32 protein-coding genes and 5 tRNA genes are annotated in these 23716 nt (G+C 41.6%); all 37 read right to left on the bottom strand.

Features of this window, described 5'->3' with window-relative positions; translation table 11 throughout:
* Positions 1-8: 8 nt before the first annotated feature.
* Positions 9-329, bottom strand: coding sequence for a hypothetical protein (locus V8Q34_RS14700; protein ID WP_335835787.1), 321 nt, complete (start codon positions 327-329; stop codon positions 9-11).
* Positions 330-340: 11 nt separating this feature from the next.
* Positions 341-940, bottom strand: a complete 600-nt coding sequence (locus tag V8Q34_RS14705) for a hypothetical protein (RefSeq protein WP_335835788.1) — start codon at positions 938-940, stop codon at positions 341-343.
* A gap of 98 nt (positions 941-1038) precedes the next feature.
* Positions 1039-2481: a phage portal protein gene (locus V8Q34_RS14710; protein ID WP_335835789.1), complete on the bottom strand. Its 1443-nt coding sequence runs from the start codon at positions 2479-2481 to the stop codon at positions 1039-1041.
* Positions 2482-2601: 120 nt separating this feature from the next.
* On the bottom strand, positions 2602-3012 hold the full coding sequence (locus tag V8Q34_RS14715; protein WP_335835790.1) for a hypothetical protein: 411 nt from the start codon (positions 3010-3012) through the stop codon (positions 2602-2604).
* An 8-nt stretch (positions 3013-3020) separates the two neighbouring features.
* A complete protein-coding gene (terL, locus tag V8Q34_RS14720; RefSeq protein WP_335835791.1) occupies positions 3021-4667 on the bottom strand; it encodes a phage terminase large subunit in 1647 nt (548 codons plus the stop codon).
* A gap of 221 nt (positions 4668-4888) precedes the next feature.
* Positions 4889-4960, bottom strand: a tRNA-Asn gene (locus V8Q34_RS14725).
* 134 nt (positions 4961-5094) lie between these two features.
* Positions 5095-5177, bottom strand: a tRNA-OTHER gene (locus tag V8Q34_RS14730).
* A 165-nt stretch (positions 5178-5342) separates the two neighbouring features.
* Positions 5343-5426 (bottom strand) — tRNA-Tyr (locus tag V8Q34_RS14735).
* A gap of 326 nt (positions 5427-5752) precedes the next feature.
* Positions 5753-5826 (bottom strand) — tRNA-Ile (locus V8Q34_RS14740).
* A gap of 264 nt (positions 5827-6090) precedes the next feature.
* Positions 6091-6162, bottom strand: a tRNA-Gln gene (locus V8Q34_RS14745).
* 173 nt (positions 6163-6335) lie between these two features.
* On the bottom strand, positions 6336-6665 hold the full coding sequence (locus V8Q34_RS14750) for a hypothetical protein (RefSeq protein ID WP_335835792.1): 330 nt from the start codon (positions 6663-6665) through the stop codon (positions 6336-6338).
* A 5-nt stretch (positions 6666-6670) separates the two neighbouring features.
* Positions 6671-6838: a hypothetical protein gene (locus V8Q34_RS14755; protein ID WP_335835793.1), complete on the bottom strand. Its 168-nt coding sequence runs from the start codon at positions 6836-6838 to the stop codon at positions 6671-6673.
* Positions 6835-7035, bottom strand: a complete 201-nt coding sequence (locus V8Q34_RS14760; protein WP_335835794.1) for a hypothetical protein — start codon at positions 7033-7035, stop codon at positions 6835-6837. Before V8Q34_RS14760 ends, V8Q34_RS14755 begins: the two co-directional genes overlap by 4 nt.
* A 341-nt stretch (positions 7036-7376) precedes the next feature.
* Positions 7377-7988, bottom strand: coding sequence for a hypothetical protein (locus V8Q34_RS14765; RefSeq protein WP_335835795.1), 612 nt, complete (start codon positions 7986-7988; stop codon positions 7377-7379).
* A gap of 142 nt (positions 7989-8130) precedes the next feature.
* Complete coding sequence (locus tag V8Q34_RS14770) at positions 8131-8307, bottom strand: hypothetical protein (protein ID WP_335835796.1); 177 nt, start codon at positions 8305-8307, stop codon at positions 8131-8133.
* 633 nt (positions 8308-8940) lie between these two features.
* On the bottom strand, positions 8941-9528 hold the full coding sequence (locus V8Q34_RS14775) for a hypothetical protein (RefSeq protein WP_335835797.1): 588 nt from the start codon (positions 9526-9528) through the stop codon (positions 8941-8943).
* A 1-nt stretch (position 9529) separates the two neighbouring features.
* Positions 9530-10867 carry a deoxyguanosinetriphosphate triphosphohydrolase family protein gene (locus tag V8Q34_RS14780; RefSeq protein WP_335835798.1) on the bottom strand — a complete coding sequence of 446 codons (1338 nt, stop codon included), beginning with the start codon at positions 10865-10867 and terminating at the stop codon, positions 9530-9532.
* A gap of 618 nt (positions 10868-11485) precedes the next feature.
* Positions 11486-11917, bottom strand: a complete 432-nt coding sequence (locus V8Q34_RS14785; RefSeq protein ID WP_335835799.1) for a hypothetical protein — start codon at positions 11915-11917, stop codon at positions 11486-11488.
* Complete coding sequence (locus tag V8Q34_RS14790; RefSeq protein WP_335835800.1) at positions 11914-13287, bottom strand: DNA cytosine methyltransferase; 1374 nt, start codon at positions 13285-13287, stop codon at positions 11914-11916. The genes V8Q34_RS14785 and V8Q34_RS14790 overlap by 4 nt, the downstream gene beginning before the upstream one ends.
* A gap of 113 nt (positions 13288-13400) precedes the next feature.
* Positions 13401-13523 carry a hypothetical protein gene (locus V8Q34_RS14795; RefSeq protein WP_335835801.1) on the bottom strand — a complete coding sequence of 41 codons (123 nt, stop codon included), beginning with the start codon at positions 13521-13523 and terminating at the stop codon, positions 13401-13403.
* Positions 13524-13525: 2 nt separating this feature from the next.
* On the bottom strand, positions 13526-13951 hold the full coding sequence (locus V8Q34_RS14800) for a hypothetical protein (protein ID WP_335835802.1): 426 nt from the start codon (positions 13949-13951) through the stop codon (positions 13526-13528).
* On the bottom strand, positions 13935-14240 hold the full coding sequence (locus V8Q34_RS14805; protein ID WP_335835803.1) for a hypothetical protein: 306 nt from the start codon (positions 14238-14240) through the stop codon (positions 13935-13937). Before V8Q34_RS14805 ends, V8Q34_RS14800 begins: the two co-directional genes overlap by 17 nt.
* A complete protein-coding gene (locus V8Q34_RS14810) occupies positions 14227-14664 on the bottom strand; it encodes a hypothetical protein (protein WP_335835804.1) in 438 nt (145 codons plus the stop codon). Before V8Q34_RS14810 ends, V8Q34_RS14805 begins: the two co-directional genes overlap by 14 nt.
* A gap of 220 nt (positions 14665-14884) precedes the next feature.
* Entirely contained in the window at positions 14885-15106 is a 222-nt protein-coding gene (locus V8Q34_RS14815) for a hypothetical protein (RefSeq protein WP_335835805.1), read from the bottom strand.
* 160 nt (positions 15107-15266) lie between these two features.
* Positions 15267-17126 carry an AAA family ATPase gene (locus tag V8Q34_RS14820; RefSeq protein ID WP_335835806.1) on the bottom strand — a complete coding sequence of 620 codons (1860 nt, stop codon included), beginning with the start codon at positions 17124-17126 and terminating at the stop codon, positions 15267-15269.
* Positions 17127-18026 (bottom strand): hypothetical protein, encoded by a 900-nt coding sequence (locus V8Q34_RS14825; RefSeq protein ID WP_335835807.1) that lies wholly within the window; start codon positions 18024-18026, stop codon positions 17127-17129. It lies immediately after the preceding gene.
* Positions 17983-18747, bottom strand: coding sequence for a hypothetical protein (locus V8Q34_RS14830; protein ID WP_335835808.1), 765 nt, complete (start codon positions 18745-18747; stop codon positions 17983-17985). The genes V8Q34_RS14825 and V8Q34_RS14830 overlap by 44 nt, the downstream gene beginning before the upstream one ends.
* Positions 18744-19136 carry a hypothetical protein gene (locus V8Q34_RS14835; protein WP_335835809.1) on the bottom strand — a complete coding sequence of 131 codons (393 nt, stop codon included), beginning with the start codon at positions 19134-19136 and terminating at the stop codon, positions 18744-18746. Before V8Q34_RS14835 ends, V8Q34_RS14830 begins: the two co-directional genes overlap by 4 nt.
* Positions 19137-19148: 12 nt before the next feature.
* Positions 19149-19574, bottom strand: a complete 426-nt coding sequence (locus V8Q34_RS14840) for a single-stranded DNA-binding protein (RefSeq protein ID WP_335835810.1) — start codon at positions 19572-19574, stop codon at positions 19149-19151.
* Entirely contained in the window at positions 19567-19923 is a 357-nt protein-coding gene (locus V8Q34_RS14845; protein ID WP_335835811.1) for a hypothetical protein, read from the bottom strand. Before V8Q34_RS14845 ends, V8Q34_RS14840 begins: the two co-directional genes overlap by 8 nt.
* A 46-nt stretch (positions 19924-19969) precedes the next feature.
* Complete coding sequence (locus tag V8Q34_RS14850) at positions 19970-20698, bottom strand: hypothetical protein (RefSeq protein WP_335835812.1); 729 nt, start codon at positions 20696-20698, stop codon at positions 19970-19972.
* A 14-nt stretch (positions 20699-20712) separates the two neighbouring features.
* On the bottom strand, positions 20713-21132 hold the full coding sequence (locus V8Q34_RS14855) for a hypothetical protein (protein ID WP_335835813.1): 420 nt from the start codon (positions 21130-21132) through the stop codon (positions 20713-20715).
* Positions 21133-21200: 68 nt separating this feature from the next.
* Positions 21201-21374 carry a hypothetical protein gene (locus V8Q34_RS14860; protein WP_335835814.1) on the bottom strand — a complete coding sequence of 58 codons (174 nt, stop codon included), beginning with the start codon at positions 21372-21374 and terminating at the stop codon, positions 21201-21203.
* A 10-nt stretch (positions 21375-21384) separates the two neighbouring features.
* Positions 21385-22095, bottom strand: a complete 711-nt coding sequence (locus V8Q34_RS14865; RefSeq protein ID WP_335835815.1) for an MBL fold metallo-hydrolase — start codon at positions 22093-22095, stop codon at positions 21385-21387.
* Positions 22092-22388 (bottom strand): hypothetical protein, encoded by a 297-nt coding sequence (locus V8Q34_RS14870; protein WP_335835816.1) that lies wholly within the window; start codon positions 22386-22388, stop codon positions 22092-22094. The genes V8Q34_RS14865 and V8Q34_RS14870 overlap by 4 nt, the downstream gene beginning before the upstream one ends.
* On the bottom strand, positions 22357-22776 hold the full coding sequence (locus tag V8Q34_RS14875; RefSeq protein ID WP_335835817.1) for a YkgJ family cysteine cluster protein: 420 nt from the start codon (positions 22774-22776) through the stop codon (positions 22357-22359). The genes V8Q34_RS14870 and V8Q34_RS14875 overlap by 32 nt, the downstream gene beginning before the upstream one ends.
* A 9-nt stretch (positions 22777-22785) precedes the next feature.
* Positions 22786-23703 (bottom strand): recombinase RecT, encoded by a 918-nt coding sequence (locus V8Q34_RS14880; protein WP_335835818.1) that lies wholly within the window; start codon positions 23701-23703, stop codon positions 22786-22788.
* Between the last annotated feature and the right edge of the window lie 13 nt (positions 23704-23716).

Consider the following 23716-nt stretch of genomic DNA (forward strand, 5'->3'; position numbering starts at 1 on the left):
CCCTCTCTTTAATCAAAAAATGTCACACGTGGAAGAACAGCTTTCGCTTCCGCAGAAACTGTAATACCATTCTTTGTAAGTTTTTTTGTGTCAACGGAGCCCTCAAAAATACGGGTTCCTGGTGCCGGACCATATGTAACATCTGTGTCATGTAACAAAATACCCTTGCACGTTCCGTCATTTGCCGGATGTGGTGTTCCCGCCTTTACGATTTTAAGTCCGTTTGCGTCTGCGGTAATTCCGCTGTCTGATACCATACAAGGTTCCCCTTTGAAATCATGGAACTTCAAAATCTCAATCGGCTGCCCAAATTCTCTACTTTTTACCATTCTAATACCTCCTAATAATTTTCAAATACCGCTTTTGATGTTTCATTGTTACTACTAAATGTTTTTGCGATATCTTCAGCAAATTTCACATCATCGGTTTTCTCATCCCCGCCGGTTCCGCCTGTAGGATTTCCCTCATCACTACCACCCCCGGCATCAAGTAATTCCTGTTTCGCCTTCTGCAAAGCTACTTCATTTTTTGCCTTAAATGTCCCTGCAAGTGATGTAGCCAGAGTTTTCGTCTGTTCACTGTCCTCAGAGACAATCCCATCAATAAATGCCTCATACTCTTCACTGGTAAGCCCCGCATCCAGAAGGATTTTCTCTGCATCAAGCCTATTTGCCTTCTTTGCGAACTCTGACGCCTTTTCATTGGCAATTCTTTCCGCTTCAGCAAGCTTTTCCTCGGCAGTCATATTTTTTTGCTTCTCTTCCTCAAGCAGACGCTGCGCTTCATCGTATTTATCTGCTTTTTCCTTCAGCTTTTCAGCCTTGTCTTTTTCTCTCTGTGTTTCGCCGTTTACCTGGTTCAGATAATTTGTGATCTGCTCCTCAGTAGGCTCTTCAATGCCGAAACTGATCAAATTTTTCTTTGCCTGTTCTCTGCTCATATATCCTCCTATGATCACACTTTGTTATCGCAGGTCGTATCTGCCTAATCTTCCTATTTCTCGCATAGGTGCAAGATAAAAACTCTTTGCAGTGCACATCAATCAACTGTACCGTCACCTTCCGGCGGTGGTTTATTTACTGCTGCTTCACTGTCTATCTGATCTTTGGTTTTATATTTTGCGTCCAGATATGGTTTGCTCTCCACATACGCCTCCTCCGGATCACTCCAAAGATTACATGTTTTAAATGCCCTGTCAGGTTCCACCCCACTGGTCAGTAGAAGATTCAATACCTGGGATTTCAACTGCATATTATCCGTCTTGCTTCGGGTGACTTTAATCTCAATATCACTCAATTTCAGTCGTATATCCGTTTTACCGTCCAGGATTTTCAGAACAACTCTCAATGAATTTCTCTCTGATTTCTGGAAAATAGGTTCATCCAGCTCCGCCCTGCCCTCTGCAAAATCCCAGCCATTGCGAAGATACACGGCCTGCCCGGTATCGCCACCGGTATTCCCCTCACGGCTTGGCATTCCTAAGACATCCCGGATGGCAGTGATCAGATCATCTTTGCTGACCTGCGTTTGTGACTGGTCTAACTGGCTGGAAACCATACTCACATCTGCCGGCATACTCGGATTTACTGTTTTCACATTCAAAGCGCCCAGACTAACCATTTCCAGAAATGTCTCTTTATCGATCTCACAGTTTACGAATTTCATAAATGCCTGTATGAATTGTTCCACGCCATTCAATCTATCTGACTGGGTCTTATTGATCGCATCCAGAATGGTGACCACTACTTCCAGCCTTCCGATTCTTCGCTCATTCAGCGGATATTCGATCACATTTATTCCGAGATAGTTCGGATTCTCGCTGATTATCTTCCCATTCTGGATAATGAACTTCTTATTGCGTGTTTTGATAATATATTTGTCCACATCATACTCGTCCTTGACCTGCTGCACGGAATAAAGCGGACGTTTTCCTGCCCCGGATGAATAAACAACAAAAACAAATCGTGGATCAAGCGTCTCCAGACCAAATGGAGCCTCATCCATTTCTATATCTGCAAATGTATCATTATATACAAGGCGGTACCCTGTACCACATATATTTCTCCACCTGCCAAGTTCAATATCGTGCGCCCCCTTATCTTCGGAAAACATGAAGTCATTAAGACGGTTAATAAGGGTCGAAACGTTTTCATCTGTTCCCCGCCTGACATACTGTATTGGTTCCCCAAAATCCTGAGCTGTGAAAAATTCTACAATTTCAAACGCCCTGTTTTCTACAATCTTGTTATTAATCTCCGGCCGCACTTTCTTTTCCCGGTATATAATCGGCTGGTCACCACGATAGTACCTGTCAAGATATTCAATTTCTCTACGGTTACTCCAGTGGATTGCTAATGCCTTGCCCAGTTCCTGTGTAATATTGTCCCTTGTTATTTCCTTGGCGTTACTGTAGATTACATACCTGCCAAGCTGACCGTGGCATACCGAAGTAAACGATTTTCTATTTTGACCGTATAGCAAACTCTGCCACCGCCTTTCTTTGCACAATAAAACACCGGCAATGATTTCTCAAAGTCGGTGTTTTCCAATTTATCTACACTACCATAATATCATGAAAGTATGTCCTTTTTTTCCGCATTTTCAAAAATTCTTATTTATATCCAGTAAATAAAAGAAATACCTGCGCATTTCGTAGAATGCAGACTTGCCTATTGGCATCTCTTCATAAGAGATCAGATAATGAACCGGAACCTCATAACACACCGATTTGATTATGTATTGGTATAAGTCCGCACTTGCCTGTACTGCGGTCCGTTCTATCAATTCACATTTTTTCTGCAGTTCAACTCTTCGGACTGCAAGTTCTCCAGTCTGATCACTTGTACCGTGTGGCGGTAATGGCATATCAGTAACCATTTTACTCTTAATGGTATCAGTCTTGCTCTTTAGTTCATCAATCCATTCCGGATACTGTTCACAAAAGCCGCATAATTCTTTATACCGTTTCCCGCTAATACCGTATTTTTTAAGATTTAATTCTCTCTTGTTCATACGCCCTCCTAACACGGTCTTTGCATCGCTTCGCATTTTGCATACACGCCGCCATCTATCAACTGTAAAAGCTGTACCAATCCATCGGGTGCATCGTCATGCTCATTCTTGCCGATCTGTACAAATGTCATCAACTCATCCATTGCATTTTGATACTCTTCACTTCTATATTTTTCTGCCAGAAAAACAAACCGGCGTTTTATATCCGGCGCAAACTGGATAATCTTTGCCATTTTACTTGTCTGATTCGACGCTTTAGAGTATGTGATATTGATTTTATAGCCCTCATCTTTTAATCTGCGATCTATATCATCCGCATACTCATCCCCACCATTGTTTGCCTCAAAATGTTCTTTACATGGCATATGCTGCAATGTTTTCGCAATTACAATAGGTTTAGTAACGTCTTTGTCACCTTTGTTAAAGATCCAATCAGCTATGTAAATATCTCCGCCTATTCCGCCGAACGCATTTCCAAATGGCATTGACAGGCTGTCCCCGCCGCCCCAGGCCACATCGCAGGCCGCCGCCGTAAAATAATCCCCATCCGGCAGAACCCCATTGTATGTACGCAACTCTGCTTCGGGGAATAACAGGCCTTCGCGCACAAATGGCTTTTGCTGATATTTTGCTTCCCACTCGTTCCGATCAAGACGCTCTTTCAAATCCTGATAATATTTTGTAGAGAAGCCTTTACCATAATCATAATCAAAATTGCTTTCGCTCTCCTCGTTCAGCGCTGGGATTTTTCGGAAACGATATCGCGGGTTACTCTTGTTTTTTTCCTCAACTCTCCCGAGCGGGTCCAAAACATTCCACCGGGTTCCCACCATAAGCTCTCTTGCGCCATCATTTTTACGGTCAACCAGCACGTTTAGATAATCCTGATACCGATTTTCTAATCTGACAGGGCTTAATGATTCAGTTCTGTCACGGACCAGGTCATCCACATACAGATATCCGTCTGGGGAAATATCAACTGCACCTGTCCAAGTACCGTCAATTCCCCTGCATGTCAGTGTGGCAAAGCTCTCTACTTCATCGTAAGACAATTCATTTTTATCTGCTGATTTTTTGTAAAGCTGGACTTTCGGAAATATCTCCTGAAACGTATATTCTTCGTTTTCGGTCAGTTTCTGCACATCATTGTAAAACCTATCTGCTAATATGCCAGAATGACCGGACATTGCATTATGGCTTTCAGGACGCTTTCCTATGACCCATGCAAGAAAAAAGATGCAGAGGGTAGACTTCCCCACGCGAGGAGGCAACGATAATCCATAAAAATCTAACTGGCCCTCTTCCAGGTCCTGCAGATCATCAACCACAACCTTTAAAGTTTTTGCTCTTGGCTGATAAAACCGCTTCTTTGGCTGACGGTTTTTCTCCATGTAAAACAGAAAACTCTCAAACCGATGCGGCGCCTCAAACAGCATAGCCTGCCAGTATAGATCATTGAACTCCTGTGTAAGTGGCAGTTTCGGAACGATCTCTTTTATCTCTGCTGTCATCTGCAGGGAATACGCAAGATCATCGTCCCCTTCAGGTTCCGCTATTGATTTTGCCAGGTCAAGATAATCATGGAGTGTTTTATATGAATTTAATCCTGTGCTGCGGATTGCTTTTACAATCGCTTTATTTTGTTCTGAGATCAAAAAGACACCTCCACGGTAAAGCAGAAGTGTCCTTGCACATCTGCCTACATTTTTTCTAGGGCAGCGACTGAAGTCACTTATCAGCCGGTGTAAACTACTTGTCGTCAGATTTAAATCTAGTCAAATTTGGATTATAATTTTATATTTTTATCTCTCTACCACAAATCGCTTGGCTCCACGCATACCTCTGCTGGAAACACAGCGAATGGCATCTGCTGAAACTGGCATAGCAGGGGTCGAACCTGCGACATCCTGATTAACAGTCAGGCGCTCTACTACTGAGCTATATGCCATTGAGCGGGCGAATAGAAGCCCGCTGTTGTGATTCTTTTGCGGATTAATCTTCCGTAGGCCTTCGTCGCCATCAGCCACAACAAAGGTATGCACCAGTAGCCCACATATAGCAGTTATGCAAGCCGCCGGTAAGTGGGAAGAATACGAATCGAACATATGACTTCGGAGTTGTATTATCGCCGGCTTCTCCGCGCTCTACCACTGAGCTATCTTCCCGGATGCCGGAAAACACCCAAAAACCGGCTGCATGGCCTCTATGGCAGGTTGTATGACTGACCTTATACCATTGCCCACCATGTCAACTGTCATACTATTCTCCTCGGTGTTATTTTTTCCAGCCAAATCACTATATCTCGTCAAACATAATTATCTGACTGGCAATGGACGAAGGTGGACTCGAACCACCAGAACCCGAAGGCACCTGATTTACAGTCAGGCCCGCTACCAATTACGGTATATTCATCCAAATGGGGCACAGGCCCCATAGCAGTAATATTTATCGTGGCGTGCCTGCCACTATGGAGTTTTTCAACTTCAAGAGCTATGGAATTTACGACTCTACTCCCAACCAATGCCGTGCATATGGCTATCTCGCGCCATCCCTTGGCATATGCAAGACCAGGCTCAATTTAATCGCTCTGGCAAGCGTGGAGTTTTTTTGCACTTTTCAGATCACAAGGAACACTCCAAACCAAAACGACTGCGATATAAACTGCTCGTCAGCCTGCATCACCTACTTATAATAGTTGACCGTTGCCATAAAGACATAGTCTATATCGTCTTACGCCGCGTGGGCTTTCCAGGGCTCGAACCTGGGGCCGATCGGTTATGAGCCGATTGCTCTAACCTGCTGAGCTAAAAGCCCAGAAGCAGGTGGGACAGTGTAAGTTCACCTGCTCCGCAGATCATTCTGCTGGTCATAATTGGTTTTATCATCTATAACGTATCACTTATGACCTTATCTCTCAGAATTTCTGCTACCGTTAGCTGGTTTGCTGTAATGGTCTTGAGGGGAAATACGGTACAACAGCCATTACTCTGCAGTACCGAGCCCATCCGGCGCCGTTGAGACGCCTTTAATCAGCCACTTCAGGCTAGATGGGGGAGGTTCTAAAAGTTAGAAACCGAGCTGGGCTAGCTGGATTCGGACCAGCGAATACAGCAGTCAAAGTGCTGTGCCTTACCGCTTGGCGATAGCCCAATCAAAATACACACAATAGCGCACTCACTCCGGATGCATTGAATTGTCGCATTTAAAAGACCGGCCTATTTTTGTAAGCAACGACAATTTTCTCTTTATGATTACAATCACTTCTGCTACTGGATCAATTATCTTCCAGCAAAGCTCGAAGTGAAGAATCCCAAAAGTAAATATCAGCATTGATTTTTTCCTGTGTTATCAGCACTATTAAAGTATTTCAATAATTCTTTTTCTATCAATTCTTTTTTGGATTTACATTGTTTTAAATTATCTTGAATCTGATTACTCGTATCAGCAAAAGCATCCTTAGCCTCTGATATTCCAGAGTCAAACTCCTCTTTCGTTAAAATACCTTTCCTGACAAGGGCCACATATAATCCATTAGTTATAACTATAGAGTCGAGTATACTCTTCCTATGACTCCAATAATCACATCGGCGGATCTGATCGTAATACTCTTCAATTTTATCTAACGCATCTTTTTTAAATTCATCAAATTCCATACATGTCACCCTAACATAATAGCCACCATATTTGCAGCCGGTAGTAAACTAAACACCAACAGTAACCACTTTGTAGCTTCATCATCTTTCTTGACACCGGCCATAGTAATCAATGCCATAATAAAAAACAACAAGAAATTTACTGCTGCCATTAAATACTTAAAAACCATCATAAGCTCTGCTCCCCTCTTTCAATGCCAACTACTCTGTTCAAAATTGCCACCGCCAGATTATGCTCCTTCGTATAAGGCTTGGCTTCATTAATGGCAGATTCAATGCTGGCAATAAATCCGTTATAGATGTCCTGATTGTCCATGATATTCGTTCTCAATATGGTTATAGCTTCCATAAATGATACTGTATTTGCCATAATGGATGCCTCCTTTTTGTTTTTTTGAAGAAAATTAGAAGTGGTCTTTTTATTTTTTATATGTTCGGGTGGCTCATTTAGGGCCGGGGCGGCTTCTCCTGTCAGACCCCCACCCCCGCTCTTTCTGTCCACAAATTCATGGCAAAACAGTTGTGTAATACTCGCAAACTATTCATACAATTATTTTATAACTGCCTTTAACTATTCGTTAAATAGCAATTTTGCGAACAGTTAATTAACAGAACCCCTTGTTTTAAAGGCTTTTCGGCATGACTTAAATTGTATTGAATTGTGTCTGCCATTTTGTCCTGTGTTGCTTGTGAATTACATCTACAATTGCCTTAAAAATCCGTCTCTGTTTTGGCGTCCTTTTGCTCTATCTGCGGTGCATAATCGGCTGCTATCTGCTCCGGTGTCCGGTGCTGTATTGCCCCGTCTACACCTCTGGGCTGCCCCATGTTCCAGTTATGTCTGCGGTTAAGTGCTGGCAAAATCTTCATGGGATTTCGACCACCAGATATAAGCATGTTGCTGAGAGATTCTTCATTGTTGGCAATTAACTTTTTGTATATGACGGTACTTAATGAGCCGAGTCTACACTCTCCTGTCCCCCATGTATTGATAGTATCTGTATCTATTCCAGTCAATTTACTAAATCCCATAATAGATACTTCCTTGTCATATTCAAAGCATAAGTCTATGTATATATCACATATGTCATTAATCAATTCACTGTTGTAGGTATCTCTGCTATGAGGATACAATAATTTATCTCTATTGCCTTTAAATACATGTTTGTAGATGTATAATAAACAAGCATTCCATTTACTCTGTGGTTCTTTAGACATATCTTGTATATCACGCTCTTGTATATACTGATCCAGATATAGCGCTATGTCATTTTCATATATCTCTATTCCGTTATCTGTCTTAACAGTATTGCTTACTGACATGTCTCTATACCTCCTCTTCGCTCTGTATATAGCTGTTATCTACCAGTTTCAACGGTTTCCCTCTGGAAGCCTTTATCGCATCCAGAACAGCCTGCAAATACCGTTCTCTATGTTTCTTTATGCTTATCATTCCTATCAGAACCTACAGCCTGCTGTCCTGTGATTTTTCCTTCTGCATCCCGTCACAGTCCTTATTGGCTTCTTGCTGACAGTTAATGCACTCTCCCCAATTTTCGCATAAATCAGTGATGCAGCTACCACCAACTGGTTCACACTCTCCATCCACCAGATACACGCATTTAAACTCTCCACAAAGCATATAAACCACCTCCAGAATAACAAAAAAACCGCTAAAGACTGGGGTTTAATCCAATCTCTAGCGGCTCACGACTACCGACCTTTACAGGCTTCCCGGACTATTTCAATTGCTGGAAAGATTGCCGGGGTGATCATTTAATTTTTCTTGGTTATTACTCTACCACGCACACACAATGGTTGTCAAGAGCAATTTTTCACAAACACTAGCGAACATGTGAGCGAACTTCTTTTGGGTATGTAATACCCTTTTCTTTTCTCTTTTCTAATCTCTACTCTTCTTCTCTTTTCTAATCTTATCTGTGATTACAAGATGGTAGCGGAATGTAAACATTTTGTATACAAACCTACATTTATACTGTACTCACAATGGAACACAAAATGTATACATGTTGTACCCGTTCTGTGTACAAAACAATAACCAAAACGCATGCATTCTGTTATACAAAGTATTTACATTATCATACCCACTGTAATCGGAAAAAGATACATTTTGTATACACAATGCAGTCGCATCCGTACACGAACCAACGCTCACGGCTTATAAGGGCTCCGTTCCCTTTTTAAGCTATATGCTTATAATAAAAGAGACAGCCATAGCTGTCCCTCTTTTAATTTTGTCTTTTGCAAAACTTCCTTATACAGTCCTTGCTTCATAAAAAACCAAATATTCGTCACCCACTGGTTCTTTATTTTCATCACAATTCTGGGCAAAACTCCATTCCAAAAGAATACTTTTTCCTTCTAATAAATCATCACGAAATGTTTTTTTTATTTCTTTAACATTATTTAATAAACATTTCTTTTCATCCCCTGATAAAAATAATCCATCTCCATTTATAATTTCATTGTCATCGTCATATTGAATTGTCACATCTCTATCTGATAGAGTTACCATATTCCATAAATCGGCCTTAACCGCTTCAATAATTACTTTATCTTGTTTAACTTCTAACGTACCGCTTTTATTTGCAATAAAATATGGATAAAAAATGACTATTCCTTCACCAGCCAGTTTTTCCAAAAGCTGATTAGCAAACTCTTTTGCCTCTTTTGAATTAACACCAACTAATCTTGGAAGATTCAAGTCATTACCGTGAAAAACTGCACTTCTAACCGTCCATAGTAATTCATCTTGCAAGTATTCCCTACCCGTGTACTCTTTCCACGGTATAGATGGCAATGACATAGTCTGCAATTCAAAAAAACCCATTAATTTATTCATTTTAATCTATTTTCTCTTTCTTTTTTTCTTCCTTTTTTCCTGGAATTATTATTTTGTCAAATGGTACACCAACTAATTTTTCATAAAGATTAATTGCATATGAATCCATCATCCCTGAAACAAAATCACAAATCAAACGTTCTTGAAGCAGGTCTTCATCTACTTCCATTCCATACTGCTCAAGTATATTTTCTGCTCGATATTCTGGAGGTAAAAGTTTTTTATCAGCTCGGTAAATTTCCACCAGATTTTCTATGATAATATCGCCTTTCTTTTCGTAAGTATACACCGTATCATTATGATTAATACATTTAAAGGTAATCTCCTTAAGTCCTTCCGCCATTTCTTGGAAGTTCATAAATCCAATTTCCTTTTCATTCATTGTTCCGGTCTTATCCTTGTATTCTTCAGTTACGAGACAAATCCCCAAATCGTTTATTAATGTATTTATAATACTTGAAGATAACTCCTGTCTAAACAATTTTGAATACTCTGATGAATCAAGATTCTTCTTTCCATATCCACTATTTGTTTGACATTCTCCCACAATTTTTTCCAATGTTTTAAAAGAATATGATTTACCATATTTAGAATAATATTCATGAAGAATTTCATCCATCGTAAAACATTTTTGTCTTAAGCCATCCTCTAAATCATGCGCTGCGTAGGCTATCTCATCAGACAAGTCAACAATTTGAACATCATAAGTTCTAACTTTTAAATCATGCTTAGTTATAAAATCTTTTAAAAAATCATAATCATCATCATATATAAATTTTTTATATATATTTCCATTATCATCTTTATGTTTATTAAAATATTTCACTACACTCAATAATGTACGATACGTTAAATTAAGACCCGGAAACTCTGCTCTCTTACGTTCAACTGATTTTAATATTCGAAGTGTTTGTGCATTTCCTTCAAACCCGCCTATGTTCTCAAACAATTCATTGAGTCTCCTCTCCCCTGAATGTCCAAAAGGAGGATTTCCAATATCATGAGCTAACGCACCTGCTTCAACAACGTAGGTTTCTGAACTTGTGTATCTTGATATGCAGGCAATAGATCTTGCAATTTGAGCCACTTCTAGGCTATGTGTTAATCTATTCCTAAAGAATTGATCCGGCTTGATTCCAAGTAATTGCATTTTCCCTTGTAATCTACGAAACGATGATGCATACATAATTCTTGAATAATCACGCTGAAATTGTCCATCTCGTCTATCTCTATTTTTTTCCTCATAGAACCTACTATCCATAAAATCCATGTTTAGTTTTGATTTAAACTTTCTATCAATTTCTTCAGAAATCTCCGATAGTTTTTGTTTTTCTCCCATTACACTATCCTCCAAGACATTTTTATCTATTATACACCAAAATAACCTGTATTTCCACGGGGTATTGTCAAAAAATGTATTTTGGAGGTCGCCACACACCCCAGCGCCTGTACACAGACACTGCAATTCTCTAGCACTTTGTCCCAGACCTACCGCCTTGCCCAGGGCAGTCTGCACCTTGGCGGCCCGGCCATTCAGCTTGTCTATTGCTTGTCATTCAAGGCTTGCTCCTAAAGCAATAATCTGTACTGTTTCAGTGCCTTCTTATCCATTGTCTCACCTCACATTTGCTTTCATAAATCTTTCAAAAACCCTTTACAATTCTTTTATCTTTTCACCACAGTTTCATCACATTTTACCGGTATAGTAATACTCAACAAAGGGCGATAACCTTTTTCATATAGACTTTTCTTTTTCATACTGCCGGGCCTGCTGACCCGGCCCTCCTTTTTTATAGACTTTCTTTCACAATATTTTCATTCACTGGGAAACATAATCCCCCATCAGCACACTCCGCGCAGTCACTCCACATCTCGCACTCCTCATACTTACAGTCCTGGTCTGTATAGCTACAGATGCCGCACTGATCATGCACACACTCAAAATCATTGCACATAGCTAATCCTCCATATGCTCCTCAAACTCCTGGTAACACGCCATACACCCCAGAGTATCCACCAGACTACATGCTATGTACCCGTCCTGATACACTGCCACATTGCACTTTAGGCACTCTTTTACCTGGCAGCCTTTATATTTTGTAAACCTTGGGCAGTAATGGACCGGATAAAATATCCCGCCTCTACACCAGTGCGCCTGCTCTCCCGGCTTGTTCCAGTGGCTCCACCCCATCCGTGGCGGCTCATCCGGGTGTGCCTTGTCATACGGGTCAGTCTCCGCCCGATGGTCATCAAAGCATGCTCCGTAAGGACATCGTCCAGACCACCAGTACAGACAGTTCCGGCAAACACACTGTCCGCAATGCTTTATTGGTGTATTGTCCCTGTCCTGCAGATAATCTGACATTGATATCTGATCTGAAATTTTCATCCGAACGCCACCTGCCCATTCCGCTGTTGATATACCATCGGTGCAGGCTGCCGCTCTCCTACTTTAAGATATCCGCAATTGGCCTTGACCAACGTTCCCGCCATAATCGGCACCACACTGTTTCCGATACGCGCTACCTGCTCCTTTATCGGATATGGTTTCCAATTTGCATCCCTGGTTATTATGTAATCTTGTGGAAATCCCTGCATAAGTTTCAATTCCTCCGGTTTCAACATTCTGAGGAAAATATCTCCCAAAATATACTGTTCTCCATTAATCTCAGTGATAACATTCACCAGGCCGAATCGGTCCTTTGTGGTTATCGTCCCCAATGGACTATTTAGCACCTGCCCGCACCCGGTACCATAGTATTTAATTAAAAAAGCTGAAATTAACCCAAAATGTCCCGGAGAGGTTGTTATAGTATGCAGTGGTTCATCACATCCATGCCCAATCCCCGACTTATAAAATTTTGTGATGAATGCTGTTACTAATCCATATCGGTTACTTGTATCAATAGTCTTAATTGGCTCTGTAAGAAGCTGGCCTCTTGAATCTCCCTGTTTTGTTTCACCATGATACTGAATCAGAAATGAAACAGCATCTTTATTTCTGACTATGTATGGTTCCGGGTTTTTTACAACGTATTTAATATATCCATTAGCAATCCTTTTCATGGTGGCATCTGCAAGTGGTTTCTTACGGTCAAATATTGACTTCCCGAGATCTGACCAATCAATGAAATCTCCGCATTGTTTCCATTTTTCTTTTCCGGCCACGTCCATTTTGCTGTGTGTGGAGTCCGGCCAGACAATCGGTCTGCCATCACGCCGAAATATCGCATACCACCGTTTACGCGTAGTCGGCGCGCCATAATCCGCTGCTACCAGTTCCCGGCTGTCGAAATCATATCCCAAAGACTGCATCTTGCTTACAAACCGCTGATACTCCTCACCTTTTTGCTCCGGTATAGGGTGACCGTTGTCATCCAGAGGCCCCCACTGTTGGATCTCCTCCACATTTTCCATGATAATCACGTCCGGGAGAATAGCTTTCGCATGCTTGTACACAGCCCACGGCAGGATTCTAAGACCTTGATTCCTGGGTTGTCCACCCTTCGCTTTGCTATGACTTGTGCAATCAGGTGATGCCCACATCAATGCCACATGCCTGCCAGCAACGTACTTTTCCAGATCCACTTTAAAGATATCCTCAGTGAGATGCAGTGTGTCTGGATGATTGGTTTTATGCATCCTTATGGCCTGCGCATCGTGATTAATTGCAATATCTACGGTGCGGCCCAGGGCCATCTCTATCCCTACGCTTGCCCCGCCACCACCAGCGAAGCAATCTATAATCAAATCTCTCATATATTTCAGAAGCCCGGTATACCCTTGCCCCGGCCGGAGGCTGGCTCCTTTCTTTGTTTTTTTACTGGGGTGCTGTTGTAGACCCCAATATTATCAGAGCTTCCATCAGCAACTCAATGTCCTGCCAGGAACGTTCGCAACATAGCTTCCCGCCAATCTTCCTGATCCGTAGCTTGTTCTTCATGTCTTTTGCTTTCCTCCGGGGTTGCGTCCCGGATATCTATAATTTCAATCATGTCTACTTTTCCTCCAGTCTTATCCTCCAACACTTCTCGCAATCCTGCTGGCAGCGCATACCCTCAAACTGTTCCTTCCCTACTGCCCTGACCAGCCACGGTATATCATATGGGCATAACTGTTCTACAATCCTGGCCTTCTCTGATTCCAGATACCGGTCCAATATCGTCTGCTCTGTATTGATATATCTCATCCCAGGCACTCTTAACGCTCTGACTGCTCCGGCGTCTGCATCTGTTTCCAGTATCCCGTCTGCCAGCATCCTGCTTATATGGCTCTGGACGCTGGCTGAAGATTTTAAGCCCACTCCATCTCCAATCTCCCGATAATTTGGTGGATATCCGTGCTGCTGGATATACTGCTTTATGAATTCCAGGATGTCCTGGCGGACTCTTTCACCCCGCTTATTGTTATCTTCCGTTTTCATTCTTTTCCTCCGCTATCCGGCGTATTTGCCGATTCAATTTATAATCCATCTGCCCCAGTAATTCCTTCAGCTTTCCCTGCTGGATTGCCACATTAATACAGACGATTATCACATCGGCCATTTCACTGTATGTATTTGGGGTAAGATATACGAGGTCTGGCAGATCAAAAGGATTTGTTGCAGATTTCAATTCATTTTCAAGCTCCTCGATCTCCTCCCACAGTTTTCTCAATTCATCTCTTTTATTATAATAGTCAGCAATTATATGATACCGTTCATCGACTTCCATCTGAATTTTCTTCCCCCACCTTTCCATCTATCGCCGTTTTTATCTCTTCTGAGGTTTCCCTTATTATGTTCAAAGCCTCTGACAGTTCATATAAACCGCTTTTCAATTTCCGGTCTACAATTTTACGTCTGAGGAGGAAAATCGCTTCCTCGAAGCTCCCACAGTATCCTATCGTATCATATGACTTGGTTCCATCCTGGTTCTTCCTACCCTTATCTATGACAAGCGTAAACCCCATATTATTAGGAACTGCATAATAATTTTTTATCAAATGTACCATATTCAGTTTTCCCCTTTCTTTTCCTGCACCATTGTGGGCTGTTAGATACTTTCTGTTCCACCAGGCGCATTTCTGGAATACATAATCTACGGTATCCCTCACCTTTATCTTTACGGACCAAAATACAATCATTACATTCATCACAATGTGGCAAGTTATCCTTTATATGTTTACGGTAATCGCGTTGTTTTTGCCTGTATGCTTCTGGGTTTGCATTCCATCGTCTACGTTTCAACATCGCTGCTATATCCTGTGCTTCCATAACGCAGTCACTCTGTGTACAATTCAGGCAGTTTGGATAATCACAATCTTTCATTATACTGATTTGGAGTAAAGAGCTCTTTATAGCCGGCCGGTAAACCTCTCACTCCTTTCGCTTTCTGAATATCCTATCTATTTCCCCTGCGGTTGCCAAGATAAGTTCTTCTGAAAATTTCGATTTTCCATATTTTTTATGAAGCTCATTTGTTTCTTCAAACAAACTTTTCCAGAATTCTTCTGCATCATTTGGCTCGGAATATTTCCGAAATAGTTTCCAGCAGTCTGTATAGACATCAAAATATTTTTTCAGATTCTCCTCTGTCATAACCCACCGCCCTTATACTTCGTTCACACTGAAAACAATCATCATCCCCGAACCTGCCATCATAATGTCTGCATGTATCGCAACTCTTTCCTGTAACAGACATATATAATTTCCGGAAGAACATATGTAATTCATATCTCATAATGTCTCTCTTTCCGCACTAATCAAATGGTATTTCCATATTATCAGTATCCATAAATCCATCCGATCTATCCCATCCGAACTGCCTATTCACATCATCGCCATTCCCATAAATCCGTTTTGACTTTTCATCGTAGTTGAGGATAAGGCCTTTTAGGTCTATCTTTCCGAACAGCCTATTTTTCGCAATGATCAGCTTTCGCTGGCTCCCATCCATAAACCCTTTGTCAATCTCATCTTTACTTCCGCGGTCATAACTCAGAGTAATCCCGGCAAGGTTTGTGATATCTCCGGATCCACTGATCTCATCGTTCGCATCGCTTGTAAAATTATTCTTTCTGCGATGCGCCACAAGAAGGATCAGGACGTCATACCGTATTGCGATCTTTGTCAGTTCCCGGACAAAACGTCCCTGCTGGTCATACTTATCACTGCCCTGCAGTTCATCAATGTACATGGCGGTCATAAGGTTGTCTATCAGCACCACTTTGATTCCATATTGCATGATGGCCTGTTCTACACTTTTCAGCAGATCTTCTTTCTCATCACTGTCAATGATACGGTTGTCATAGATATACGCCCTATCTAGATACCACACATTAATAAGCTCTTGGTTCTTGTTAGTAATAAAACGATTGACTGTCCCATATTCCGTCTGGTTCTCTATGATGTGGTTTCTGCCAGCAACCTGGAAATCAAACCAACTTTTGTACAAATAATTTGGCAGCTCCCCTGAATAGGCAAAAGTGGTCAAATCCTGTTCCACTGCGTTTGCCATAATCTGGCTTGCCAATGTGGATTTTCCATCTCCACGCTTGCCTGCGATAATACACACCATGCCAAACGGCAGCCCGCCGTACAGTGTTCGGTCTAACTGGCTGATTCCGGTCTTTAATTTTGGTAACTCATAGATATTTACGCTTTCTACTTCTGCAAGCGATAAAACTCTGTTTACGGGAGCAGGAACTGCATTTTCTACAGCCTGTCTGACAGCTTCTTTGCCATACTTCTGCAGTAACTCATTGGCATCTTTACAGCCCCGGTAATCCTGTTCCCTGACATGCATGATCTTGTTTGGAAACCGTTTCTGGATATCTTCCAGCAAAGTCATGTGGCCTTTTTCAAAATCCCCGAAAACAACAATCTCTTCAAATTTCAATACCCAGTCGAAACAATATGGGACCCAGGTCATGCCCTGTGAACCATTGGGAACCGATACTGCATTTTCTATGCCGGCCGTGGCAACACTTAGGCTGTCCAATTGCCCCTCTGTCATCACAATCCGGTCAAATTTGTCGTTACACTGCTTCATACCAAACAGGATTGGCCTGCAGTCTTCTTCGATCCACTCCTTTGGTGACTTCCGCTCTTTCCCGTCTTTGCCTATAAATTTCTTTCCGGGAAAGTATTCCGTGTCCCGGTATTTGATTGTCTGCAATATCCCCTTTTCGTCAAAGAACGGAAATACCAAAGTATTTTCATGCCTGGCATGGACGGTTATCTCATACTTTTTCGCAACCTCCGCAGATATTCCACGGCTTTCCAGATATGCCACTGCCTTATCCTTCGGGATAATTGGCTCTTTTGGCGTTGGCAGCCGCCTGTATCTTTTCTTTGGTCGGTAATACTCATCAACCGTATATCCGAGGCTGAAATCAAAGTCTCTGGATAATTGGATCATGTTTCCGGATACCCCGCAGCTTGCCCTCAGACACTTAAACTGTCCTGTCTCCAGGTCAATAGCGAATGTGTCCTTATCCTTCGCGGATCGGCAGTAAGGACATGTCTGAAAATGCAGATTATGTCCTCGCTGCTTTGCTCTGATTCCAACATGCCTGGCAAAAGCATAAGCATCCGCCTCTTTGAACTCATAGAGCATTTACAGCACCCCGCATTCCTGCAGATATTTGATCTGCTCATCCGTGGCGTTCCCAAGATCAAGTGACTGTCCGTCAATTACCCCGCAGTTTTCCAGAAGAGCACGTATATCCGGTTCCAAACAGGAAAACCTGTCTTCTTCTGACTCATTCTTTTTAATCGGCACGGCTGACTGCTCCCCGTCCACATAGTTTTCATCCAGATAATCCACGTATCCACTGTTAAAGAACGTGCTGCCATGCATCATATATTTTTCTTTTCCAGAGGACCTGATCTCCGTAACATAGCGCTCTACACAGCGTTTTATCTGCTCATATCCAATCCTCTGTAATACCTGTTTTTTGGTTTTGGATACCTGGCCTTTGCCTTTTTTGATTGGATATAACTTCCAGATGGATTCAAAAAACTGATTCAAAGAGGGATTTTCCGTGTCGTGCATTTCGCCAGAATGCACATTAATGTCTTTACTATTCTTATCTTCTCTTATCTTATCTATACTACGTTCCGTTTTGGAATCACTTTGTATACAGTCTGTTTCAATATTGCCAACATTTTGCTTACGTTCTGTATACGATTTGTTATCTTTCAGTATTACTGTTGATAACTCTTCCGTATACGTTGTAGGAACGTATCTGTCCTTAGCGATCGTGTTGTGAATCCGCCAATGTTTAATTAAAATCACACCACTCGGAAATGTAAGCACGTAACGCTTCTGAATTAGAATATCTAAATCTCTTTTCTTAGCTTGGCACTCCCTCATAATCTTTCTTGGAGAATCAACGATTCCGTCATCATCAGCACGCATTGCCAAATGGAAGAATAGTCCTTGTGCAGTTAATGGCATTTCAAGAAATGCATCACTGCTTATCATTTTTTTGCTGAACATTCTCTTGTCTGCCATAATATCCCTCCAATAACTCTATGATTTTCCGGCCTGCATCTTCTGGAGAGCAAAACAAGAACTCCACCCCATACTTTTTCTGCATCGTGAGCATTGCTTTAGCAAGTGTACTCCCTGTCGTTGGTTTTGCCTTTGGCAAAGGGGTGCTTAACCACCTCCCAGAATTGTGCATATAGGCAATCTTGTTATATCTATGGAGCCTTGGATTGTTCCAATGGAACAAATCATCAATGGACTTCACACCATCTTCATTCTCAATCAACACTATTAATTTAATTCCACTGTTTTGCGCTCTTTTAAGCCCCCTGTGGAAGAATCCGTGCCTTTTCACGTAAAGCGTCTGAAATTCAGCTATAACACGCTCTGGAACATGATTTGCAAAACATATGTCATTGATTTCTTTTTCTGCGAAACGATCCGCATCATCATCGCAAATTGTGTGGTATACTTTTTCTGCATAATCAAAGTTCAGATGATATTCCTCAAACACTGAAATTACTTTTTCGTAAATATCAGATTTCTTCATTTTCTTCACATGGATATCGTTTATTATTTCATCAATATTTTTCTTGGTATCGACGCAAACACTCTGATTTGCAGGAAGTGTATAATCACCACAATAAAGAGCTGTTCGATTCCAGTGAACACCTACTGAACGGAAATATTCGTGTTTCCTTTCATGTTTCCGTTCCTGCTGCCGTGTATCTTCTAGTATTATCACTCTTCATCACCTGCCCTTCTGTTATAATGTCTTACCCCGTCCAGATATTCCTCAACTTCCCTTTGTGCCACTACCAAACTGCTCAGCTTGTCAAAAAACTGCTTATTCTGCTTATCGGAATAGAACTTTGCCAGCTTCTCTGCCCTCTCCGCCCTATCTTTATATTTCCGGCGATCAATGCGTTCATTATGAATTTTTGTAGAAAGCCTGCTACGCTCTCTACAGTTACATATAAATTCAAAATCATGCATATAATCTACCGGCTTTTTCTTATCATACTGCCACACCTTAGTTACACAATCCTGGTACTCCTTCTGGCTCGTCTTCATCAGTTCAAGAAAATCTTGAATTATATCGGACGGATTTCTTTCAGTCTTTCTGCTTGCCATATTCCACCATCCTTAATTGAACGGAAGCGTCTCATCAATTCCATCAGGGATGTTCATAAATCTTTCACTCCCTGGCAATTGCCGGTTCTGCATCTGCTGGTTGTCAGCCTGCTGCGTATTTTTACTCTCGGCAAACTCCTGGTCCTCGATCACAACATCTGTGGTATAGACTTTTACGCCGTCTTTGTTCACATAGCTGCCTGTCTGGATTCTGCCGCCGATAGCAATCTTGATTCCCTGACGAAAATATTTTTCTGCAAATTCTGCCTGTCTTCCAAAAGCCACGCATCCTATAAAGTCTGCGGTAGCTTCCCCATCTCTCTTGAAACGGCGGTCAACGGCTATTGTATATCTGGCAATTGCCATAGAGTTTTCTCCCGCGGAGTATCTTACCTCAGGATCTCTGGTGAGACGGCCTATCAAAATCACTTTATTCATAATGTACATCCTTTCTATATGGCACATGATACTTAGGTTTATTCACTGCCTTGTCGTCAATATAAACATCTGCAGCTATTTTCCTGCAATCATGTCCCAAAAATTCAATTAGTTCTGGCAAATTTTCATTTACTGCATCAAATCCCAAACCAAAGTTTGCACACCAATCTATAGCTTCCTGCAGGCACTCACCCTCACGACAGGTATTTAAAATAATCTTGTTTCCATGCTCTCGGCGCTTTATAAGATGATGTATAAGCGCTTTGTTTGGTTCTCCTATTCCTGGGTAAACACTTTCACAAAGCGTCCCATCAAAATCAACCGCATATACTGTAAAATCCTTTCCCATATCCTTCTCCTGTCTGCCGCCCACCCAAAGGCAGGCGGCTATATTTTTATGATATCACTGTAAAATTGGGATACTCAGAAAGTTCATACTGCAAATATTCTTTAATTGATTTCATTGCGGTATTCTTCCACGCTCCTCCATCTGCTTCAAATATTGCGCATTCTATGCCGTTCCTTTCGTCCTGACGCATCCTGAACACAAATGCGCTTTCAGGCTGTTCCACCTCAATGAATGTACGAAATGGTCTTAATTTCACTGGATTTGGAACAACAGCCTCTCCTTTTGAGGCAATGCCTGTTTTAATCGTGGCCTTCTGCGTCACTCCGTCATCTCCATACTGCGCCACTGTTCCATTTTCAACGGTTCCTGCAAATTTAAGCAGTAATTCACAGTCATCGTTTTGAATAAATTTTGACTGAAGGGCAATAATAAAGCTCTCGTGCCCTATGTAGCGTCCATAATCAAATCCCGGAATCTGGGCATTTACTTCAGCCAGAACTTCTCGCTTGCGATCATCATCCAGAGCAGATATTAATCGCACTTCTTCTGGTGACACAACCTGGACAATCATCTTGTCCGTAGATACATCTGTTTTTGACTTGATATACTCTACAAGACTTGTCAGTGTGCTCATTTCTAAGGCATTTGCCCGGCGCACTTCATCTACTGCATATAATTTCTTATCAGAATATGTAACTCCTACACGCTCTACCAAATTTGGCACTGCCAATTCATTTCCATACTGTACTAATTCCTTTAATCCACTTTCTATCATTGTTCTAATCCTCCTTATGCCTGTTTTGCCGTTCTTAAATCAACTACCTTTTTCTCTTTGATCTCCCCTGTTTCTGTATCAACCACATTGCTATCAATCACAGTTTCTTTTTCCTGAAAATCATCAAGAGACATCTGACCCATGATTCCTGGGCCGTATTCACATGCAAATACTTTTCCAGTCTTTAAGTCACGCTGCAAGGCAAACTGTGTCTTAATCGGAGATGCCGGAGCAAGTTTCGTCTCAACAGAAACCTCTGCCACGGAATCATCTCTTGACTCATTTTGTGTAAGTGCTACTTTAACTGTGATCACACGTTTATTCTTGTACGGAGTATTTACGTCGAGCATATTCTCCGTCACCTGCTCAAATGCTCTGTCAAACTTTTCCTGCAGGGCGCCACCTGCAAATTCTTCCAAATTTACTTTTGCCATGATAAAATCCTTTCTTTTAAACGTGGTTAATGAGTTTCTATATATAAATTTGACCGGTCAAATTGTGATTACTGCATTACTCTAATACCACACTTTTTACATCCGGCGTGGAGATGTCCGTTAATCCTTGCTCTAGCTGCATATGCCTTTCCTCCGCAAAGAGGGCAGATAAATTCTTTTGACTTTCCTCTTTTCAAGTCCTTTCCTGCTTTCTCCATAAATTCAAAATCTTTTTCACTCATGTTTCCCTCCTTAAAATGGTAAACCCAATTCTATTTCTAACCCTTTTCTCGCCACGTTGACGGGGCACTTAACCACATTCTCAACTCTAGCCTTAAAAATATCCGCATTCGCTGAATTTTCGCTCAAATGAAGCAAGACAGCGCTCCTTAAGGCCGGATTGTTATTTGTTTTCAAGAATCTACAGGCTGTGTCAATGCTCATGTGCCCCTCCAGTACATGGCGATACTTAGGACTGTTTCTATCTATCAGTTCCTCGCAATAATTTGCTTCCACAAGAATATGATTTACCTCGCTAAACCTCCACCGAACATACTCCGTGTCTGTCACATATACGAGACTACCAATGTCAGGATGTTGGATATAAAAACCATAGCAAGGGCATTCTGTGCCATCGTTATTTCCGTGAAGCCATTTCCCGTCCTTGTCCTGATTTGGAAATGCTTGAATCTTGAACTCCGAGTGGCTAAATTCAAGTGCTTGTTCGCCATTCCTGAACGGTTCAAAAACTGGTATCCCAGCCCTTACATACTTAAACCAATGAAAATGATGATCTGAATGAATATGCGTAATGATTACAGCTTTAATTTTCTTTATGTTGAAATCCAGTTCCTTTTTCACTTCCATAAAGGGCACTCCTGCTTCGATAATTAATGCTTCTGTATCATTTTCAAGTATGTAGCAGTTTCCGGAAGAACCCGAGCCAAGGACTTTAAGCCTCATACCTGCACCTCGCCATCCTGTGGAAATTGAAACACTCCATGCAAATATTCTATATATTCTTCAGGAATATCTATATTCCCAGATCCATCCTGTTTTATTTTTTCATTACATAGAAATGCATATTTCAGTTCGCTCATAGCCTCTTCAGCCTTTTTCGGCGTTTCATATTGTCCAAGAATCAATCCTGTCTTGCAGTCTGCTGCAGGGCTGGCATACACAATATTCTCATTTCTCCAAACAACAATCAGCTCATACGGAAAATCAAGTTCTCCGTTCTGTGATATCACTCTCATTGAAAAACTCCTTTCTCACATCAATCACTGTCCTTGTCTGCCCTATCAGTTTCCTATTATGTTTCGCTCTCTGCTCGTTGTCACAAATAAATTGTTTGCATATTTCCGGCCTGACCGGATAAATCTTACACTTTTCGATTTTCGTATCCGTGTCAAGGAACGGGCATGTCATATCCAGTACCGGCGTTACCACCGGGAGCATATGCTTACATTTTTTGATATTACGCTTTTTGATATATCTATGAATGACGTCCACTTCCTTTTTGCTCATGGGGAGAATATTAGAGCAACAATTGCCACAACCAGAACATTTACCATCTCTTGTATAATTGTAGAGATTATCTTCCATGCCCTTGCGGACATATTCTAATACTGACACATTCTCCATGTACTCCTCCTACTTCATGAATTCCGGCAGATCAGCATCTTCAGCAGTTTCTCTATCTACTTTTTGTGGTTCTTGACTTTTAGGTTCTTCTACGGCATCAATAACCTCCGGCTCAAATAACTCACTGTTGGCATTCTGCTGAATTTCATAGGCCACATCCTCTGCTACGATATCAACAGACTCCAATTCCTCCGCTTTTTCATAAGATTCGACTGCAAATACATCTCCGTACTGCTGAACAATCTGCTTGCAAGCCCTGGATGTTACCGTTTTCTTTGCCATCATGTCTGTAAAATCTTTGTGCGTTCCCGAATTTTCTTTATATCCAAATCCTTTTTTCCATGCAGTTTTAATCTGCTTGATGTTCATGACTTCCATATATGTACTTCCGTCTGAAAGAGTAACTACACAGTAGGCACCGATTATTTTATCAAGGTCGATATTCTGAAAATCCTGTGTATGCTCATCCAAAATTTTTCTTCCATTTTCGATATGGTACTTAAACGTATCGCCTTCATAAATCACCTCTGCATTAATATCCCTTGCCCCGTATCTGTGCGCCATAGCTTTATTGCCATGATAGGACACCTGACACTGCAATTTGCCGCCGTAGGCAATCGGATAACATTGCTTTTTCTGCATGGAAAGCCCCATCGTTACCATATCCATGAGAGAATTTGCTATGCTGGCCTGTGAGCAGGTTTCCAGAACGCATTTGCCATTTTTATCGTTAGTTTCTTTTAATATCAGATATGCACCCATGAGAGCATTGGTTGGATTATAATCTGCCGGAAACGTTAATCCGTATTCCTGTTTCTGCTTTAATTGCGCTGTGAGCCCATCTATAAATGCATTATTTACGATAAGCCCTGCATGCTGTTGTCCCTGTTTTGCCACTTCCTGTTTCTTTTCTGCTGCTGTTGCCATAACTGCAATCCTC

The sequence above is a fragment of the Blautia sp. JLR.GB0024 genome, assembly GCF_037000545.1.
In the GTDB taxonomy this organism is placed as follows: Bacteria; Bacillota; Clostridia; order Lachnospirales; family Lachnospiraceae; genus Blautia; species Blautia celeris.

Excerpts from the sequence above, each read along its gene's own strand:
- V8Q34_RS14825 (WP_335835807.1), bottom strand. The coding sequence starts at position 18,026 with ATGGCAGACAAGAGAATGTTCAGCAAAAAAATGATAAGCAGTGATGCA.
- V8Q34_RS14790 (WP_335835800.1), bottom strand. The coding sequence starts at position 13,287 with ATGAGAGATTTGATTATAGATTGCTTCGCTGGTGGTGGCGGGGCAAGC.
- V8Q34_RS14785 (WP_335835799.1), bottom strand. The coding sequence starts at position 11,917 with ATGAAAATTTCAGATCAGATATCAATGTCAGATTATCTGCAGGACAGG.
- V8Q34_RS14850 (WP_335835812.1), bottom strand. The coding sequence starts at position 20,698 with ATGATAGAAAGTGGATTAAAGGAATTAGTACAGTATGGAAATGAATTG.
- V8Q34_RS14775 (WP_335835797.1), bottom strand. The coding sequence starts at position 9,528 with ATGAATAAATTAATGGGTTTTTTTGAATTGCAGACTATGTCATTGCCA.
- V8Q34_RS14840 (WP_335835810.1), bottom strand. The coding sequence starts at position 19,574 with ATGAATAAAGTGATTTTGATAGGCCGTCTCACCAGAGATCCTGAGGTA.
- V8Q34_RS14705 (WP_335835788.1), bottom strand. The coding sequence starts at position 940 with ATGAGCAGAGAACAGGCAAAGAAAAATTTGATCAGTTTCGGCATTGAA.
- V8Q34_RS14845 (WP_335835811.1), bottom strand. The coding sequence starts at position 19,923 with ATGGGAAAGGATTTTACAGTATATGCGGTTGATTTTGATGGGACGCTT.
- V8Q34_RS14815 (WP_335835805.1), bottom strand. The coding sequence starts at position 15,106 with ATGACAGAGGAGAATCTGAAAAAATATTTTGATGTCTATACAGACTGC.
- V8Q34_RS14760 (WP_335835794.1), bottom strand. The coding sequence starts at position 7,035 with ATGGCAAATACAGTATCATTTATGGAAGCTATAACCATATTGAGAACG.
- V8Q34_RS14800 (WP_335835802.1), bottom strand. The coding sequence starts at position 13,951 with ATGAAAACGGAAGATAACAATAAGCGGGGTGAAAGAGTCCGCCAGGAC.
- V8Q34_RS14820 (WP_335835806.1), bottom strand. The coding sequence starts at position 17,126 with ATGCTCTATGAGTTCAAAGAGGCGGATGCTTATGCTTTTGCCAGGCAT.
- V8Q34_RS14880 (WP_335835818.1), bottom strand. The coding sequence starts at position 23,703 with ATGGCAACAGCAGCAGAAAAGAAACAGGAAGTGGCAAAACAGGGACAA.
- V8Q34_RS14865 (WP_335835815.1), bottom strand. The coding sequence starts at position 22,095 with ATGAGGCTTAAAGTCCTTGGCTCGGGTTCTTCCGGAAACTGCTACATA.
- V8Q34_RS14765 (WP_335835795.1), bottom strand. The coding sequence starts at position 7,988 with ATGTCAGTAAGCAATACTGTTAAGACAGATAACGGAATAGAGATATAT.
- V8Q34_RS14750 (WP_335835792.1), bottom strand. The coding sequence starts at position 6,665 with ATGGAATTTGATGAATTTAAAAAAGATGCGTTAGATAAAATTGAAGAG.
- V8Q34_RS14755 (WP_335835793.1), bottom strand. The coding sequence starts at position 6,838 with ATGATGGTTTTTAAGTATTTAATGGCAGCAGTAAATTTCTTGTTGTTT.
- V8Q34_RS14715 (WP_335835790.1), bottom strand. The coding sequence starts at position 3,012 with ATGAACAAGAGAGAATTAAATCTTAAAAAATACGGTATTAGCGGGAAA.
- V8Q34_RS14770 (WP_335835796.1), bottom strand. The coding sequence starts at position 8,307 with ATGCTTTGTGGAGAGTTTAAATGCGTGTATCTGGTGGATGGAGAGTGT.
- V8Q34_RS14700 (WP_335835787.1), bottom strand. The coding sequence starts at position 329 with ATGGTAAAAAGTAGAGAATTTGGGCAGCCGATTGAGATTTTGAAGTTC.
- V8Q34_RS14835 (WP_335835809.1), bottom strand. The coding sequence starts at position 19,136 with ATGGCAAGCAGAAAGACTGAAAGAAATCCGTCCGATATAATTCAAGAT.
- V8Q34_RS14870 (WP_335835816.1), bottom strand. The coding sequence starts at position 22,388 with ATGAGAGTGATATCACAGAACGGAGAACTTGATTTTCCGTATGAGCTG.
- V8Q34_RS14780 (WP_335835798.1), bottom strand. The coding sequence starts at position 10,867 with ATGGGAGAAAAACAAAAACTATCGGAGATTTCTGAAGAAATTGATAGA.
- V8Q34_RS14855 (WP_335835813.1), bottom strand. The coding sequence starts at position 21,132 with ATGGCAAAAGTAAATTTGGAAGAATTTGCAGGTGGCGCCCTGCAGGAA.
- V8Q34_RS14795 (WP_335835801.1), bottom strand. The coding sequence starts at position 13,523 with ATGATTGAAATTATAGATATCCGGGACGCAACCCCGGAGGAAAGCAAA.
- V8Q34_RS14860 (WP_335835814.1), bottom strand. The coding sequence starts at position 21,374 with ATGAGTGAAAAAGATTTTGAATTTATGGAGAAAGCAGGAAAGGACTTG.
- V8Q34_RS14805 (WP_335835803.1), bottom strand. The coding sequence starts at position 14,240 with ATGGAAGTCGATGAACGGTATCATATAATTGCTGACTATTATAATAAA.
- V8Q34_RS14875 (WP_335835817.1), bottom strand. The coding sequence starts at position 22,776 with ATGGAGAATGTGTCAGTATTAGAATATGTCCGCAAGGGCATGGAAGAT.